This is a genomic window from Lentzea flava (assembly GCF_014648475.1).
Classification (GTDB): domain Bacteria; phylum Actinomycetota; class Actinomycetes; order Mycobacteriales; family Pseudonocardiaceae; genus Lentzea; species Lentzea flava.
In genome coordinates this window covers 1-15,185 of record NZ_BMRE01000099.1, presented here as the reverse complement: position 1 = coordinate 15,185, position 15,185 = coordinate 1, and the positions used below count along the sequence as shown (strand labels likewise).

Genomic DNA, 15,185 nt, shown 5'->3' with positions numbered 1-15,185 from the left:
ATGCACGGGATGAACCTGCAGGTGATCGCCTCACCGGACGGCACGATCCTGTGGGTGTCTGGTGACCTGCCCGGCAGCACCCACGACACCGCCGCGGCCCGGATCTGGAACATCCTCGCCGCCCTGCGCGAGACCGGCCTGATCGCCTTGGGAGACAAGGGCTACCACGGCTACGACACGACAGGCCACGTGATCACCCCCTGCAAGGGCCGCAACAAGCCCGAATCGCAGAAGGACGCCAACCGGGCCCACGCCCGGCTGCGTGCACCCGGTGAACGTGCCAACGCCCAGCTCAAGACCTGGTGCATCCTGCGCAAACTCCGCTGCTGCCCCCGTCGCGCCGGCCGACTGGCCAAAGCCATCCACGTCCTACAGAACTACGAGATCACCGCAGGATGAAAATGGCTCAATGATGACTACACCGGGCCAGTTGGGAATTGGGAGGGCAGACTGCTTGTTCTCGATGATGAGTACGTGCCGCGCATTTAGCGATAGGTCCGCGATCTCCTCTAAGGGGGGCTCGAATGTGCCGAAGTTCACCTAGAGACTGCTGGTCTTTAGGATCGGTTTCTCGAGTCATTTCTGCTTGGCGCGAGGTAGGCATCTGTGGCAAGTTGATCGTGAATGGCCAGCAGTGCGGAAAACTGTCGATCGTCTCATCGATCTCTCGAGCTGTGCGCTCATCGATATTTCGGTATGCCCTGACCGTCGCGAGCACAGACGCCTCGTGTGCCTGACGATCCTTCTCGTGCTGTTCTATTTGGCGATCGAGTTCGATTTCTGCTGTACGCCGGCTTTGCCTGCGCGGCGCGGACGGCATGAGGTCGAACAGCTGGCCGCCCTGGAAACGTGGGTTCATGATGAACGCGTGGCTCACCCCGGTGCCGGGCAATGCGGTCACACCCACGATGTCGCTGCGGTCGTTGATGTCGGCGCCCTCGCTCGCTGTGCCGCGACCGGCGAGCGACCCGACGTCGTGAAATCCCTGCTGGGTACCGCGCGAAGGGGCGGCGTGAGCCAGGCCTGGGACGCCGCCGGTTCCGACCACGCCCGCCGCGGCGATCAGCAGACCGCGCCGCGAGATCCTTGCGGTGCTGGGGTTCATCGCCATGCCTTTCCGATCGGAGGTTGGGTTCACGAGAGCCTGCGCAGGAGGGAGGCACGGTCGACCTTGCCCGAGTCCGTCGGCGGCACCTCGTCGAGTGCGACGATGTGCGTGGGACCATGTACGACGGCAGGATCGTCTGGAGGGCGCCGGCGATTTCCGCTTTGGCCAACGGTCCTGCCGTCGGGACGTAGAAGGCGGCCAGCGTCCGTCCGCGGGGCCCCGAGGGCGCCACCACCGCGGCGGCCCGGATGCCGGGGCACTGCAGCAGCGCGCTCTGCACCTCGTCCAGCTCGATCCGGTAGCCGTTCACCTTGACCTGGTCGTCCAGGCGTCCCAGGAACTCGACGTTCCCATTCGGCAGCCAGCGGACGCGGTCTCCGTTGTGGTACATCCGCTCCCCAGGACGTTCGGCCCACGGGTCGGGCCGGAATTTGACCGCGGTGAGGAGGCTGGCGGCGGCGTACCCCCGATTACGCACTCGCCGGAGATGTACAGATCGCCTTTCTCACCCACGGGGCAGGGCCGCAGGTCGCTGTCGAGCACGTAGTAACGGGCGTCTGCATCGGTTCCCGTACGGAATGCTCCGCCAGGAGAGATCGACCTCGCCCACCGGGTAGTGGTTCGACCAGACCGTGCACTCCGTGGCGCCACCGAGCCCGACGACCTGGGCGCAGGGGAACACGGCCCGGATCTGGTCGGGCAGCTGCACCGGGATCCAGTCGCCGCTCAGCAGGACCAGGCGGAGCGTGTCGCGGCCCGCGGTTCAAGGACCTGGGCGAACGGCATCACCATGGCCAGCGCCGCGGGAGCCGGGTCCCAGATGGTGATGTCCTCCTGCTCGAGCAGGTCCACCAGAACGTCCGGCCGGCGACTTCCTCCTCCGACGCGAGCCGCACGCAGGCGCCGGCGGCGAGCACGCCGAAGATGTCATCGACGCGTGGCTGGCGTTCACCACTGGGCCGTTCCAGGTCGTGCCGCTGGAGTCTGGAGGTCACGACCTGCCGAGCACTCAGCTGGCGCGGGCCGTCCGGCAAGGTCTGAAAACAGGTTCCGTGTAAGAGAGACGAAAGATCGCGGATTGCCGCTCGCGCCGCCATGTCATGCTTCCGCTGCGGATGACCGGACTTCGTCGGCACTTTGTCGACGCGAGGGCCAAGGGGGTGATTCAGCACGCGTGCCTTGGTGAAGTGATCAATTTACTGGTGCGCTCATCAGCGAGGGAGCTGCAGCTTGGGCACTCTGACCTATGCGGACTATCTGCGGATGGAGACCCTGCTTTCGTTGCAGGAAACGCGGATACCCCCGACGGCCAACCGGGCCGTGGTGCTGGCCGAACAGTTCTTCATCATCGCCCACCAGTCCTGCGAGCTGTGGCTGAAACAAATCGGGGCTGACCTCACCTGTGCGGCGGAGGCGTTGCTGCCGCCGTGCGATGTCGGCGACCTCGAGCAGAGCATCGAGTTCCTGCTGCGAACGGGGGAGATCCTCCGGCTGCTGCACGGCCAGCTGCTCGTGCTGGAGAAACTGCCGATCCGGTACTTCGCCGAGTTCCGGCCGTACCTGGGAACTGCGAGCGGGGTCCAGTCCGCGCAGTTCCGGCAGATGTCGCGGTTACTCGGCGACGATGAGAGTCCCTCAAGCCTGTACAAGGTGTTCGAGGCGGCCGTGGAATATCACGGCATGTCCATCGAGGACCTGTGCAAGCAGGGCGTAGGCGCCGGCGTGCTGCACCGCGTCGCCGAGGCGTTGCTGGAGATCGGCAACGGGTACTGGCATTGGAAGGTGGCCCACCTGGCGCTGACCTCGAAGATGGTCGGGAGCAACGAGGGAACCGGCGGCACGAGCGGCGTTGACTTCCTGGCCCGCCGGGTCACCCTGCCGTTCCCGACGCTGCGCCGGGTGCGAGGCCAGTCGCTCGAGAGATAGGCGCTGCCGGGATCTCCTCGCCTACCAGGTGAAATGCAGCCTGGGTGGTGAACGAACGAATGTTCGTTCGTTCGTTCACCACCCAGGCTGATCATCGATCGCTGCGGGTCCGCCCGTTCGGCCCGGATCGCACCCACCTCCGGAACCCGTCCCGCGACCGGCACCTCTCCGCCGGCTCGGTCAGTAGTCGGCGGCCTGCAGCATGTAGCCCTTGCCCCACACCGTCCGGATGGCCAGGGCGATGGGAAGCAGCTTCCTGCGCAACCGCATGATGTGCAGGTCGAGCGAGTTCCTGGTCAGCGCTGGTACCCGCGCGGCCAGGCAACGGGTCAACTCGTTGCGGTACACCACTTCGCCGAAACGTTCGACCAAAAGGGTCATCAGTTCTGTCTGAGTGGTCGAAATGGTGATGGAGCGACTTCGGTAACTCAGGGTTCCCGACGAGTCAAGAATCGGCACCTGGCGGCTGTAGAACCGGTTTTGCAAGGCCTTGACACGTGCTTCCAGATCGTCTTTCGAGATCGGAGGCCGTACCCAGTCCTCAGTCGGGTCGTTGCTCACCGGAGGCACCGCGCCTCCCTCCACGACAAGTAGTCGAGGTATTCCCTCACTTTGGCAGCGGCTTCTCAGATCTGCCTGCGCGGGCCACCTGACGAAGATGACGTCGCTGTTGCGAACCCCCACTAGTGTTCCTCCCCCGTGCACGGCTACGAGATCTGCTGCCTGGGCTGTCAACTCGTCTCTGTTGCCGTTGGCGAACGGATCGATGTTCATGCGTTCCTCTCGGTTTTTGTTCACCGGTCGGCAGTTTACGGGCGAGGTCAGGCGCACATTCTTTGTGGCGTTGCCGGCTCGCCCGTCTTTCGCGACCGCTGCACGCCGTCGAGCTCGGGGGATACCCCACTGTATCCACACGACGGCACGACTGTGTTCTTACAACAATTGGCTGGTCGATCTGTTCGAGAGCGTGCCCCCCCGGTGTGGCGAGCATGGTGGCCCGCGGTGCGAGGAGCCGTGCTTCGCGGTGTCGTCGGCTCACTCGCACCGCACCCCTTCCGCGTAGTGGCGACGAGGTCATCCGGAACCCTCGTCCACCCCATAGTGGTCACTCTGGCGGGGGTGACCAACGTGCTGAAAGAAGTTGGGCAGAAACGCCATCTCTTGGCAGAACTTGATGGGAAAGAACAACGGTCGCCGCGGCACTGCGCGATCCGCATCGACATACCGGACAGGAGGTACCCGCTGCGTGCCGCGCGGGAGAGAGTGGCCTGGTCAGGCCGCGTTCGCGTCAGTTCGGCGCAGCGTGCCTCAGGTAGATGATCGCGTCGTTGGTCGCGATGTTGACGGGTGACAGAGGCGTGTAGCGGTACGAGGACGACTCGCGGTGCACGAGCGACAGATTTTCGACGACGGCGGCCAGCATCCGTGCGTCGACGACGCAGGTGTCCCGCCGGACCTCGTGCAGGACCTCTTCGACGGTGTCAGAGGGCGGGGCGCCGACGCGTGGCGCCGCAGCGTAACGACGGCCGTGGTCAACAGTACGTATCCACGCCCAGTCGATCGCTGACGATCATGTCGGCACTCGGCCACTCCGCCAGCCGATCGCCCGTGCTCATCGAGCTGGTGACCCGCTGCAGACGACCGTTGTGGCCCTTCGCCAGTGTCGGTCTATGTTCGGCCAGGGCGAGCAGGTTCTCGGCCATTATCGACTCCCGCAGGCTCAGCAGGCGTCGCACGCGGTCCGGTGCCGTGTCGGCCAGCCAGAAGTGGTACTCCAGCACCCCGACGGTGGCCCGGCGGTACAGCCGTGCCCTGTCCCACTCGTCCGGCGTGGACGTCGCGACCAGGTCCTGCCTCCTGGCGTCGAACAACGCCGCGAGGTCGCCCGCGAGCTGCCGCAGCCGGCCGGCCTCAGGTGCCCGTCCCACCGACTTCGACGGGTCCATCAGTGCGGCGGGATCGGACCGCCGGTCGTCGACGCCGATCAGACAGTCGAGCGTCTTCTCGGTGCACGGCAGCAGATCCGCGTCGAGGCGTGCGGCGAGGAACCGGTGGGTGGAGTGCGGCGAGGGCCTGCCGCGGGCCGGCGGCGCCGGAGTTCGCCAGTGGGACCTCGAGCCCGGCGAAGCGCACCCGCTCCTCCGCAGGCTTGTCGTCGTTGTACTGGCGCATCCAGCGGAGCAACTCGCGTTGCCCTCGGACGCGTTGAACCACACGTGGCTGAAGCCGCGCTCCATCACCTCGTCGAGCGTGCCCGCACCCAAGGTGACGTAGTCATCTACCACCAGGCAATCGCTCCCGATCGCGATCGTCGGGAAGTGCTCATGTTCGACGAGCTGGCGGAAGAGCTCGTTGCGCAACCGAGCAGTACGTCCTCGCCGTGGTCCGGCTCACCCAGGCCGAGCAGCCGCGGCCGGGTCCGCAGCAGCCCCGGCACTCCGGTGGCGTCGACGGCCCGGACCGAGTCCCTGATGGCGGAAGTCATGATTCCCAACGTATCGGTGATGATCTTCAGTCGGATTCGTGGTCCAGCACCTCCCCGACCAGCGCGGCGACGTCGGTGGTCACGTGGAAGTGCCCGCCCGGTCGCACCCGCAGCCGGAAGCCACCTGTGGTTACCGTCGCCCACTCGGGCAGCCGCGCCTCGTCCACCAGCGGGTCGCCCTGGCCGTGGTAGCAGCTCACCGGGCAGGCCAGCGGCTTGGTCTCGGCACTCGGCCGGTAGGTTGCGTGCGCCCGGAGGTCGGAGCGCAGCGCCGGAGCCAAAATGTTGCGCAGCTCCGCGTTCTCGGCGATCCCCTGGTCGATGCCACCCAGCTCGCACAGCACCGCCCAGAACTCGTTGTCCGGTGCCAGGTGCAAGTCCCGGTTCATCATGTCGCCGGGCGGAAGACAGGAGGAGACGTGCAGCCGCACCGGCTCCTGACCCATGTCTCGCAGGAGCACGGCGGTCTCGTAGGCCACCATCGCGCCGAGACTGTGCCCGAACAGCACGAACTCGCTGGAGGGCAGGGAGAGCAGCTCTCTCACCGCGTGACCGGCCAGTGCGGCCACGTCGTCCACGAGCTCCTCACCGAGCCGGTCGCCGCGTCCAGGGTACTGGACCGCCACGAGCTCAACCTCGGGCGGCATGGCGGTCGTCCAGTCTCGGAACGCGTTCGCCGAGCCCCCGGAGTGCGGGAAGCACACCAGGTGGACTGCGGGTGCCGTTGACGTAGCCAGTGTTCGCAGCCAGCCCTGTCGCCCCATCCGGCTCATCCTTCTGCCTTCCTCTGCGCGCTTTTAGTTCATCTTTGTGCTGCGGACTGAAACTTCGCGGTTCGCGAAAGACATCGGTAAGACCTCGGTGGCCCTTGCGACCGCGTCACCACAACTCGACGTGGCGACCGAACGGCGGCGCCGAGTTCTTCGTCAGGGGAGTGAGGATGAAACGCGCGGTGATTGTCGGCTCGGGCATCGCCGGTCTTGCCAGGGCGCTCCGGCTTGGAATGGACGGCTGGGACGTGCTCATGCTGGAGCGCTCTCCGGCCGGTGCAGCAGCGGCTACATGCTGAGCCTGCTGGGCTCCGGCTTCAGCGCCGCCGAGCGGCTCGGGCTGGTACCTGCCCTGTCCAATCAGGCGCTGGGCGTGTTCACCAGTGTGCTGGTTCCGGGAGGACGGCAGGCCGAAGCTCACCATGCCGGCCGACTTCGCCGAAGCCGCGATGGGCTCCGCACCATGGCGTTGTTCTGGCAGGACCTGGAGACGGCGCTGTACGAGGCCGCGCGCGACCACGCGGAGTTCCGCTTCGGCACCACCGCCACCGGCATCGAGCAGGACGACGAGCAGGTGAAGGTCACGCTCAGCGACGGCACCACGGAGATCGCCGACCTGCTCGTCGGCGCCGACGGTGTGCACTCGACGACCCGCTAGCAGGTGTTCGGCTCTGGTCACCAGGGTCGACATGCCGTACGTGGTGTCGGCGGTGGCACTCGCTCATCCGATCGCGGTCGTCCCTGAGCGGTCCGCCGTGAGCTTCATCGGTCCTGGGCGGTCGTCGGACTTCTTCACCTACCGGTCCGGGGAACTGGAGAAGGGTCCGGTGGCCGCGTTGACGGTCGCCTTCGGAGACCTGGCGGCAGGGGTGCCCGACGCGCTCCGCTCGCTCGAGCAGGACCCGGCTTGGTGCGTCACGCTCTTCGCGGGACACGGAGCGTCACTGGCACTCGCTGGCGGCGACCAGCTGGGTGCGGCGCTGCGGAAGCACGGCGACGACACCCCTGCCGGCGTGGCCGAATGGGGGGCCGGACTGCGGCCCGAGGTCGCCAAACGGCAGGCGATGGCCGCGTGCGGCACGTACTACTACGCGCCGCCGAGCTGCTTACACGTTGGATGAACACCGTGATGACCCGGACGATGACCTGCCCGCCATGCGCAGCCTCGCCCAGCGCAGCATCCAGTGCCAGAACAGCTGAGCCGTCGGAGACGTACACGTCCGGGACCGCTCTGTCCAATTTCTTTCACATTTATCGCACGACCCCTTGCCCTGGTTGCGTGTTGTCATATATTTGACCGCGTGGCAAGGGGTGGGCGGGAAGGCCGGTGCATCCTCCTGCTGACTGCCTCACGAGCGCGGAAACACGTGCGTCCGCAATGACGCGCAGGATCCGGGCTGGAGCGTGCAGAAAAGCAGCACTCGCACGTTTGTTGGGGGAAGGAGTTGTCGGTGAGTGTTCAGAACTCCGACGTCATCTTCGTCCGATGGCCCGTGCAGGCCGCGCTGAGAAGCCGCTGCAGGCAGGACGGGGTGCCGAGACTCCTCGTCGTCGAGGGAGGTGCGCTGCCGCCGATCAGCAACGACCCGGTCGAGGACTGGGTGCGGCCTCCCGTGTCGTCCGATGACCTGCAGACGAGGGTCCGCGCCCTGCAGAACCGCTTTAACAGCCGCAGGGCGCCGGCGATCGACTCCACCGGAACCCTGACCTTCGGCCCTCACTCCGTCACCATCTCCAGCACCCAGGCGGAACTGATGAGGCTGCTCGTCGAGCGCTTCGGCAAGGTCGTGTACCGCGTCGAGTTCATGCAGCGCTTCGCCCACCGGAGACGTGCTCTCAACCGGAACTCGCTCGACCTGCACATCATGCGGCTGCGTCGCAGGCTCCTGCCGATCGGTCTGTCGATCCGGACGGTGTGGGGGCGGGGCTACCTGCTCGACCACACCTCGTCTGACTGACGGCGCACACCTGGCGGAAACGGAGGACGGAGTCATGGCCGACAACGAGGAGTTCCGCGAGTACCTCGTGGTGCTCAACGACGAGGAGTAGTACTCGATCTGGCGTGCCGACGAGGCGTTGCCCGCGGGCCGGCGGGTGGAGGGGACCAGCGGCAGCGGCGAAGCCTGCCTCGACCACATCGAGCGGGTCTGGACCGGCGTGCGTCCGCTCAGCGTGCGCAACCGGTTGACCGACGCGGCCTGAAACCCCGGTGCACGGACAACTCCGGCCGGGAGCGGTGGACGCTCCCGGCCGGAACTGTGCACTGGTCAGCTCACCGACTCGCAGGACGCCCGCACGACGGCGGCGAGCTCGGACAGCGTCGCCGACTCGAACACCGCCCTAATCGGCACGGTGACGCCCAGCTCGTCGCGGAGCCGTCCGGCGAGCCGGGTCGCCAGCATCGACTGACCGCCGAGGGAGAAGAAGTTGTCGCTCGCCTTGGCCTCCGGCACCGCGAGGATCTCCCGGACCATCAGGTAGAGCTTGCTTTCCACTGAAGCCGGGTCGTCATTCGCCTCGTCCTCGACGGATGTCTCGTCGTTGAGTGCCGCGTTCTCGACGAGACTGCGCAACGCCGCACGATCGATCTTGCCGTTGGCGGTGACCGGGAGCTGTGGCAACACGTGGATCGATGACGGCACCATGTGCTCGGGCAGGGTTTCCGCCGCGTGCGCACGCAGTTCGGCAGCGGACACCTCCGCACCGCTGACAACGCTGACGAAGGCGGACAGACGAGCGCCCGCGAGGTCGCCGATCACCACGACAGCGGCGACGTCCACTGCGGGGTGGGCCACCAGCCGTGCCTCGACCTCGCCCAGCTCGACGCGGAAACCGCGGATCTTCACCTGGTCGTCGTTCCGGCTCGAATACACGAACTGCCCATCCGCGCGGCGGTGACCGCGGTCGCCGGAGCGGTACAGCCGGCTACCCGGTTCGCCGAACGGGTTGGGGACGAACCGCGAAGCCGTCAGTCCCGGCCTGTTCAGGTAGCCGCGAGCCAGGCCGTTGCCCGCCAGGTAAAGCTCGCCGTCGCGGCCGTCCGGGACGGGACGCAGGCGTTCGTCGAGGACGTGCACGCTGTTGCCCTGCCACGGCGTGCCGATGGTGATCTCGTCAGCGGCCGTGATAGGACCGGCCACAGTGGACCCGATGGTGGTCTCGGTCGGCCCGTAGCCGTTGAACATGCGCCGTCCCGGCGCCCACTTCGCCACCAGCGCGCGCGTACAGGCGTCGCCGGTGGACATCACGGTTCCTCCGACCAGAACGTCGTCCGGGTCGGTGACGCTCAACGCGACGGGCGGCAGCACCGCGTGGGTGACCGCATGGCGGCGCAACGTGTCGCGCAACGGTTCGCCCGGCAGCAGTTCCTCTGCCGGTGCGACCACCAGCGTGGCTCCGGACAGCAGGGCCGCGGACCAGTCCCAGAACGCCGCGTCGAAGCTGATGGACGCCCACTGGAGCACGCGGTCGCCCGGCCTGGGCGCGATGGAAGCGGCCTGGGCGGCCACGACGTCGGCGACACCGGTGTGCGTCACGGCGACGCCCTTCGGGCTCCCGGTCGACCCCGAGGTGTAGATGACGTACATCAGGTGCTGTGGCAGCAGGGGAGCGTTGCGGCACGCATCGGTCAGGTTGTGGTCCGGTTGTGCCGCCACCTCTCGTCGCACACCGGGGTCGTCGACCACCAGCTCGGGAACCAGCGCCGCGAGGTCGAGCGACACCTGCACCGATCGGACCAGCAGCACCGGTCGCGCATCCTCGACCATGTGCGCCAGGCGTTTGGCGGGGTACTGCGGGTCCAGCGGCAGGTAGGCGCCGCCGGCCTTGAGCACCGCCAGCAGCACGACCACCAGCTCGTCGCACTTCGGCAACGCCACCGCCACCGCGGTGTCCGGGCCGACCCCGCGCTCGAGAAGCACCCGCGCCAACCGGTTGGCGCGGGAGTTGAGTTCGGTGTAGGTCACGACCTGGTCGCCGAACACCACGGCGGGCGCGTCGCCCATCAGGTCCACAGTGGACTCGAACAGTTTCGGAACGGTGGGCACCAGCTCACTCCGTACTTTCGATAAGGGATGCGACAGGGCTCAACGGCCGGTGAACGTGACCGGCAGGCTGCTGAAGCCGTTGAGGAAGTTCGAGTAGATGCGCTGGGGTGGCCCCGCCAGTTCGATGTGCGACACCGTCTCCACCAATGCGGTGAGCAGCGCCCGCAGCTCGGCCCGCCCCAGGTGGGCACCGAGGCAGAAGTGGGGGCCGTGGCCGAACGACACGTGCCTGTTCGGGTCGCGGGACACCCGGAACGCGAGCGGCAGATCGAAATGGCGCTCGTCGAAGTTGGCGGAGATGTTCCACAGGGACACGATGTCGCCCGCCCGCACTCGCCTGCCGCCCAGCTCCAGGTCCTCAGTGGCGGTGCGAGCGAAGTGCAGAGCGGGCGTGGCCCACCGCAGCACCTCCTCGACCGCGGAGTCGACCGGGACGTCTCCGTCGCGCACGGCACGCCACTGGTCGGGGAAGTCCGCGAATGCCTTCACCGCGCAGATCGCCGACACCCGTGAGGACTCGTCGCCGCCGATGATCAGGCTGTAGCAGTTGAGCGCGACATCCTCGACGGACAGCTGCTCGCCGTCGACGGTGGCAGTGGCGATCATGCTTACCACGTCGTTGCCAGGACGCGCATGGCGTTCCGCGGCCAGGCCGGTGAAGTAGAGCAGGATCTCGTTGCGGGCCTCCAGCGCGGTGAACGGGTCGGCGTCGGCCTCATCGGACGACAGGGCCTTCTTGTTCCACCGCAACAGGTTCGGCCGATCGGCAGGCGGGATCGACAACAGGTCGCAGATCGTGCCCATCGGGATGTGCTCGGCGACCTCGGTGGCGAAGTCGAAGGTCCCGGTCCGCGTGACCTGCTTGATGAGTTCCCGCGCCCGGCGGTCGACCTGCTCGGCGACGTCACCGAGCACTCGGGGGGAGAACGCGCGCAGCATGACGTTGCGCAAGCTCCGATGCCGCGGCCGGTCGGTGACCGCGAGCATCCTGCCGCCCGCGGAGTCGTTGCCGTGCAGCAACACGTCCAGCACGGTGCCGCGTGCCGAGCTGAGCCTCGCCGCGTCGGTGTAGCAGGTGACGACGTCGGCGTACCGCGAGACCACCCAGAAGCCGGGGCGGTTCTCGGTGCCCTGGTGCCAGAAGACGGGGTCGCGGTCGCGCAGCTCCGCCCAGAACGCGTGCGGGTCGTTGCGCACGAACGTCGCCGGGTCGGCGAGGTCGAGTGAGGTGATGCTGGCCGTGAACGGGCTCATCGACATGACCTTCCTTCCGGCAATCCGCGGACACGGCAGCGTGGCGAGCCGTACGCGCGGTCGCACCGTCACAAACAAGGGCGCGGAAGGGGGCGCATCTGGCGCAGTTCTGTCGGAATGAGATCCACCCGGAGTCGTTCTTGCCGACATCTTTCAGGCACGGACTGGGGAACGACGCGGAACCTCACGATGGACGGGCAGGGCCCACCTCGGCAACGAGGCGACGAGGCGACGAGGCGACGCTGGGAGTGAAAGTGTCCAAGCAGGCAGAACCAGTCGAGATCAACGACCCCGACGTGCAGCGCGTGTGGCGTCCTATCGCCGAGGCCGGCGTGCGCGATCTCGCGGCGCAGTACGTGCTCGCCAGCACGTTGGTCGGCATGGCCCGTGCCGGTGTCGCCGAGCGGCTCAGCGAGCAGTGGACCCCGTTCGCGGACGTGGTGCCGGACGGTGCGCTGCCGCACCTCGTCCGCAACACGTTGCGGTACCTGGAGATCCACGGCGTCGTGGAGTCCCGCGACGTGAGTTGGGACGGTGCGGAGCTCAGCTCCGGTACGCCGGACGGAGGCCAGTGGCGGCTGACCTCCCAAGGGGCGGTGCAGCTCGCCGATGTCTCGATGGCGCTGCTCGGCTACTACGTCGAGTCCTACGGTTCGGTGCTAGCCAACATCGGCGGCCTGCTCACGGGGGCCGTCGACTACGGCACCGACGTGGTGCGCGACGGTGAGTCCCTCGGCCGCCGGTGTGAACTGATGACCATCAGCTTCCTGTCCAACCTGCTGCGCGACCTCATGCGTCAACGCGGCGCGCACTCGGTGCTGGACATGGGATGCGGCTCGGGCGGCCTGCTGTTGCACATGGCCGAGGCTGACCCGAAGTTCCGCGCGGTCGGCATCGACATCGAGCCGGACGCAATGCGGCTCGCCTCGAAGCGCGTCGCCGAGCGGAACCTGGCGGACCGCGTGTCCTTCGTGGTCGGTGATGCCTTCGCGTCGGACTCTTGGCCGGCCGAGGCCGCTGACTGCGACTTCTACCTCGCCGTCGGTGCGCTGCACGAGGAGTTCCGCAAGGGCAGGCAGGCGGTGGTCGATCACCTGTTGCGGTATCGCAAGTTGCTTGCGCAGAGGCCGGACAGGGTGCTCCTGCTCGGGGAATCGGATCTGCACATCGACAAGGACGACGCCGAGTACTACCTGATGCACGTGCTGAGCAAGCAGGGGTTCCCGCGTGATCGCGACGCCTGGCTGGACGTCATCGAGGCCGCCGGGCTGACCTGCGAACGGGTCTACTACCAGCCGAACGTCGAGTTCCGGTTCGCGTTCTACGAGATCACCGCACCGCAGTCGTGAGCTGAACAGCGACAGCCCCCGCCCGGTGGTTTCTAGGGATCGTCGCAACACGAGTGGTTAGGTGGCGTCGGCCAGGAGCTTAGCGAGGCGCTCGGCTGGGGTGTCCCAGCCGAGCGTTTTGCGTGGGCGGCCGTTGAGCTGGACGGCGGCGGCGTCGAAGTGTTCGCGGTTGTGGACGGAGATGTCTGTTGCCTTTCGGGAAGTATTGGCGTAGCAGGCTGTTGGTGTTCTCGTTGCTTCCCCGCTGCCAGGGTGAGTGGGGGTCGCAGAAGTAGACGGGGATGCCTGTGGCGGTGAAAGCGCCGTGCCCGGCCATCTCGCCGCCTTGGTCCCAGGTCAAAGATCTACGCAGATGCTCCGGCAGGCTGCTCATGGTGTCGATCAACGTGTCGCGGACGACGTCCGCTGAGCGTCCGTTGGGCAGGTGCACGAGCAGGACGTAGCGGGTGGCGCGTTCGACCAGCGTGCCGATGGTGGACTTCTTGTCCTTGCCGATGATCAGGTCGCCTTCCCAGTGTCCGGGGACCGCGCGGTCGTCGGCCTCGGCAGGACGTTCGCTGATCATGACCATCGGTGTGGCCATCCGCGGGGTGCGCTGCTGGGCCTGGCGGTGCGGGCGGCGCATCGCCCGTCCGGTGCGCAGCGCCGCCGCGAGCTCGCGGCGCAGCTCACCGCGTCCCTGGACATAGAGGGCCTGGTAGATCGTCTCGTGGGCCACGTGCAGCTCCGGCTGGTCTGAGAAGTCGCGGCGCAGGCGTCGCACGATCTGCTCAGGGCTCCACCTCAGGTGCAGACCGTCCTGGATGACCTGACGCAACCCGGGATTCGCGGGGATCTTGCCGGTCTTCGGCCGCGGCCGGCGGGCTTGGGCCTGGGCATGGGCGGCGTGCGGCCGATAGTCCCCGGACACCGGGTGCGCGTTGTTCCGCAGCTCCCGGCTGATCGTCGACCGGTGACGGCCCAGCTCGGCGGCGATCTGCTGCAAAGTCGCGCCCGCACGACGCCGGTCGGCGATGACGATGCGTTCGTCCTCGTTGAGATACCGGCCCCGCACAACGGAAGACGCCGCCGAAGTGATCGGCGGCGCCCCCTTTCCGGCCGGCTGCCGGGTTAGTGCCGTTGCGCCAGCGCTTGCCAGTCCGGACGTTGATCCCAACGATCCTGCATGCTTCCCGACTGCTCACACCCTGACCCCCGAGCGCAACGTAAACCTCGCGCTCGCGCGTCAAACGACGACCGAGCTCAACGACCGACCGGTCCCGGATCTCGAACTCCATCGCAACCCCTGAACTGGGGTGTTGCGACGACCCCCTAGAACCCAAGGGTTGAGCGGGGGTGTCGCTGTTCGGGGTTGGTTCGAGCGGACGGCTGCGGGTTGGGTTGCCCGGCGGATTTGGCGCGTCGTTGGGCGGGGACGGCCGCAGGTCGCTTGCCCGACGGGCGGGGGCACAGTTCGGGTCGGCTGGGAGGAGACGGTCGCGCATCGGGCTGGCCGCATCGCCCTGTCGCAGGTCCGGCCTCAGTGGTAGCGGCCCTGCACGAATCGTCCCGCCGGGTCGAGGAAGTCCTTGAGCCGCCGGCTGAGCGCAGTCGCGGAGGCGTCGACCTGCAGCCGTTCGCGCCAGTCCGCATGGTCGACGTCCAGCCGGTAGGGGAGGAACCCGCCGCGGTGAACCGTTCGTACAGCAGGTCGAGCGCACGATGTGCCGCCGCCACGCCCGCTTCGTCGTCACGGCCGAACCGCAGCCCGATGACGCTCTCGACGGCCTCCTGGTCGAGCACGTCAGCGTCGTGTCCGCGCGCACCCCGGTTTGTTCGGAGACCTCGCGCTGCAGGCGGTCGGCCAGCGCGACCGCCTTGCCGTTGAACGGGATCAGCGGCAGGAACGACACCAGGCCGGTCTTCTCGTCCACTTCGTCGGGCGAATGTCCCGTCTTGGCTTGAAAAATCGTGTCCCGGACGTCGGGATCACCCGCGTAGCCGCGCTCCACGAGCACTGCGGCCTCGGTGGTGCCGGTGTGCGAGATACTTGATTACAAGCCGGTTGCGCGGGCTTCGGTGGTGATCACCTCGACCAACGCGGCGACGGACGCGGCGGTGCCGTCGACGCAGACGTGCACCAGGTACTTCCGCGGGTCGCCGCCGTATGGGCGTGCGGTGATCGAACACCTTCGGCCCCCGCGGACCAGCTTGGGTTCTAGTGGTCGTCGCAACACCTCAGTTGAGGGGTTGCGATGGACTTCGAGA

19 protein-coding genes and 1 pseudogene are annotated in these 15,185 nt (G+C 67.4%); 9 read left to right on the top strand and 11 right to left on the bottom strand.

The genetic code is table 11. The features are described from left to right. Positions 1–399, top strand: a 399-nt coding sequence (locus IEZ09_RS44685) for a transposase family protein (protein WP_189259932.1), incomplete at its 5' end; no start/stop codon positions are given. Here IEZ09_RS44685 and IEZ09_RS48085 read toward each other — a convergent pair. The 3 genes from IEZ09_RS48085 to IEZ09_RS47630 all read right to left on the bottom strand — a co-directional run bounded on the left by IEZ09_RS48085 (position 370) and on the right by IEZ09_RS47630 (position 1,960). After that, the gene (locus tag IEZ09_RS48085) at positions 370–540 is read right to left on the bottom strand and encodes a Wadjet anti-phage system protein JetD domain-containing protein (protein WP_189259931.1); all 171 of its coding nucleotides are present in this window, start codon (positions 538–540) and stop codon (positions 370–372) included. The genes IEZ09_RS44685 and IEZ09_RS48085 overlap by 30 nt on opposite strands. Positions 541–680: 140 nt before the next feature. Next, positions 681–1,499: an AMP-binding enzyme gene (locus IEZ09_RS48080; protein WP_368856228.1), complete on the bottom strand. Its 819-nt coding sequence runs from the start codon at positions 1,497–1,499 to the stop codon at positions 681–683. Positions 1,500–1,834: 335 nt separating this feature from the next. Then, a complete protein-coding gene (locus IEZ09_RS47630) occupies positions 1,835–1,960 on the bottom strand; it encodes a hypothetical protein (protein WP_268247698.1) in 126 nt (41 codons plus the stop codon). A 378-nt stretch (positions 1,961–2,338) separates the two neighbouring features. Here IEZ09_RS47630 and IEZ09_RS44670 point away from each other — a divergent pair, with 378 nt between their 5' ends. Further along, positions 2,339–3,034 carry a tryptophan 2,3-dioxygenase family protein gene (locus tag IEZ09_RS44670; protein ID WP_268247697.1) on the top strand — a complete coding sequence of 232 codons (696 nt, stop codon included), beginning with the start codon at positions 2,339–2,341 and terminating at the stop codon, positions 3,032–3,034. A gap of 180 nt (positions 3,035–3,214) precedes the next feature. Here the strand turns inward: IEZ09_RS44670 and IEZ09_RS44665 are convergent, their stop codons facing one another. From IEZ09_RS44665 to IEZ09_RS44655, 4 genes are all read right to left on the bottom strand, one after another. Continuing rightward, positions 3,215–3,595 (bottom strand): winged helix-turn-helix domain-containing protein, encoded by a 381-nt coding sequence (locus IEZ09_RS44665; RefSeq protein ID WP_229813526.1) that lies wholly within the window; start codon positions 3,593–3,595, stop codon positions 3,215–3,217. A gap of 727 nt (positions 3,596–4,322) precedes the next feature. Then, a complete protein-coding gene (locus tag IEZ09_RS47625) occupies positions 4,323–4,457 on the bottom strand; it encodes a hypothetical protein (RefSeq protein WP_268247696.1) in 135 nt (44 codons plus the stop codon). Positions 4,458–4,566: 109 nt separating this feature from the next. Further along, positions 4,567–5,394 carry an erythromycin esterase family protein gene (locus tag IEZ09_RS44660; RefSeq protein ID WP_229813525.1) on the bottom strand — a complete coding sequence of 276 codons (828 nt, stop codon included), beginning with the start codon at positions 5,392–5,394 and terminating at the stop codon, positions 4,567–4,569. Positions 5,395–5,545: 151 nt separating this feature from the next. Next, entirely contained in the window at positions 5,546–6,283 is a 738-nt protein-coding gene (locus IEZ09_RS44655; RefSeq protein WP_189259928.1) for a thioesterase II family protein, read from the bottom strand. A gap of 176 nt (positions 6,284–6,459) precedes the next feature. Here IEZ09_RS44655 and IEZ09_RS47205 point away from each other — a divergent pair, with 176 nt between their 5' ends. From IEZ09_RS47205 to IEZ09_RS44640, 5 genes are all read left to right on the top strand, one after another. Continuing rightward, positions 6,460–6,588, top strand: a complete 129-nt coding sequence (locus tag IEZ09_RS47205) for an FAD-dependent oxidoreductase (protein WP_229813524.1) — start codon at positions 6,460–6,462, stop codon at positions 6,586–6,588. Then, positions 6,582–6,947 carry an FAD-dependent oxidoreductase gene (locus IEZ09_RS47200; protein WP_229813523.1) on the top strand — a complete coding sequence of 122 codons (366 nt, stop codon included), beginning with the start codon at positions 6,582–6,584 and terminating at the stop codon, positions 6,945–6,947. Before IEZ09_RS47205 ends, IEZ09_RS47200 begins: the two co-directional genes overlap by 7 nt. A gap of 31 nt (positions 6,948–6,978) precedes the next feature. After that, on the top strand, positions 6,979–7,410 hold the full coding sequence (locus tag IEZ09_RS47195) for a Rossmann-fold NAD(P)-binding domain-containing protein (RefSeq protein WP_229813522.1): 432 nt from the start codon (positions 6,979–6,981) through the stop codon (positions 7,408–7,410). Positions 7,411–7,740: 330 nt separating this feature from the next. After that, positions 7,741–8,247 (top strand): helix-turn-helix domain-containing protein, encoded by a 507-nt coding sequence (locus IEZ09_RS44645; RefSeq protein WP_229813521.1) that lies wholly within the window; start codon positions 7,741–7,743, stop codon positions 8,245–8,247. 97 nt (positions 8,248–8,344) lie between these two features. Next, positions 8,345–8,491 (top strand): MbtH family NRPS accessory protein, encoded by a 147-nt coding sequence (locus tag IEZ09_RS44640; RefSeq protein WP_229813528.1) that lies wholly within the window; start codon positions 8,345–8,347, stop codon positions 8,489–8,491. A gap of 65 nt (positions 8,492–8,556) precedes the next feature. On the opposite strand, the gene IEZ09_RS44635 is transcribed toward IEZ09_RS44640, so the two are convergent. Then, positions 8,557–10,335 carry a non-ribosomal peptide synthetase gene (locus IEZ09_RS44635; RefSeq protein WP_229813520.1) on the bottom strand — a complete coding sequence of 593 codons (1,779 nt, stop codon included), beginning with the start codon at positions 10,333–10,335 and terminating at the stop codon, positions 8,557–8,559. Positions 10,336–10,374: 39 nt separating this feature from the next. Then, positions 10,375–11,589, bottom strand: a complete 1,215-nt coding sequence (locus IEZ09_RS44630; protein ID WP_189259927.1) for a cytochrome P450 — start codon at positions 11,587–11,589, stop codon at positions 10,375–10,377. A 254-nt stretch (positions 11,590–11,843) separates the two neighbouring features. Here IEZ09_RS44630 and IEZ09_RS44625 point away from each other — a divergent pair, with 254 nt between their 5' ends. Further along, positions 11,844–12,938: a class I SAM-dependent methyltransferase gene (locus IEZ09_RS44625; protein ID WP_189259926.1), complete on the top strand. Its 1,095-nt coding sequence runs from the start codon at positions 11,844–11,846 to the stop codon at positions 12,936–12,938. A gap of 57 nt (positions 12,939–12,995) precedes the next feature. Here the strand turns inward: IEZ09_RS44625 and IEZ09_RS44620 are convergent. Then, a pseudogene (locus IEZ09_RS44620) lies at positions 12,996–14,122 on the bottom strand (IS30 family transposase). Positions 14,123–14,639: 517 nt separating this feature from the next. Here IEZ09_RS44620 and IEZ09_RS44615 point away from each other — a divergent pair. After that, positions 14,640–14,882 (top strand): hypothetical protein, encoded by a 243-nt coding sequence (locus tag IEZ09_RS44615; protein WP_189259925.1) that lies wholly within the window; start codon positions 14,640–14,642, stop codon positions 14,880–14,882. 89 nt (positions 14,883–14,971) lie between these two features. On the opposite strand, the gene IEZ09_RS47190 is transcribed toward IEZ09_RS44615, so the two are convergent. Further along, on the bottom strand, positions 14,972–15,185 hold a 214-nt coding region (locus IEZ09_RS47190; protein ID WP_229813519.1), incomplete at its 5' end, for a hypothetical protein.

Excerpts from the sequence above, each read along its gene's own strand:
- IEZ09_RS44655 (WP_189259928.1), bottom strand. The coding sequence starts at position 6,283 with ATGGGGCGACAGGGCTGGCTGCGAACACTGGCTACGTCAACGGCACCC.
- IEZ09_RS47195 (WP_229813522.1), top strand. The coding sequence starts at position 6,979 with ATGCCGTACGTGGTGTCGGCGGTGGCACTCGCTCATCCGATCGCGGTC.
- IEZ09_RS47625 (WP_268247696.1), bottom strand. The coding sequence starts at position 4,457 with ATGCTGGCCGCCGTCGTCGAAAATCTGTCGCTCGTGCACCGCGAGTCG.
- IEZ09_RS47205 (WP_229813524.1), top strand. The coding sequence starts at position 6,460 with ATGAAACGCGCGGTGATTGTCGGCTCGGGCATCGCCGGTCTTGCCAGG.
- IEZ09_RS44615 (WP_189259925.1), top strand. The coding sequence starts at position 14,640 with ATGTGCCGCCGCCACGCCCGCTTCGTCGTCACGGCCGAACCGCAGCCC.
- IEZ09_RS48080 (WP_368856228.1), bottom strand. The coding sequence starts at position 1,499 with ATGTACCACAACGGAGACCGCGTCCGCTGGCTGCCGAATGGGAACGTC.
- IEZ09_RS44630 (WP_189259927.1), bottom strand. The coding sequence starts at position 11,589 with ATGAGCCCGTTCACGGCCAGCATCACCTCACTCGACCTCGCCGACCCG.
- IEZ09_RS47200 (WP_229813523.1), top strand. The coding sequence starts at position 6,582 with ATGCTGAGCCTGCTGGGCTCCGGCTTCAGCGCCGCCGAGCGGCTCGGG.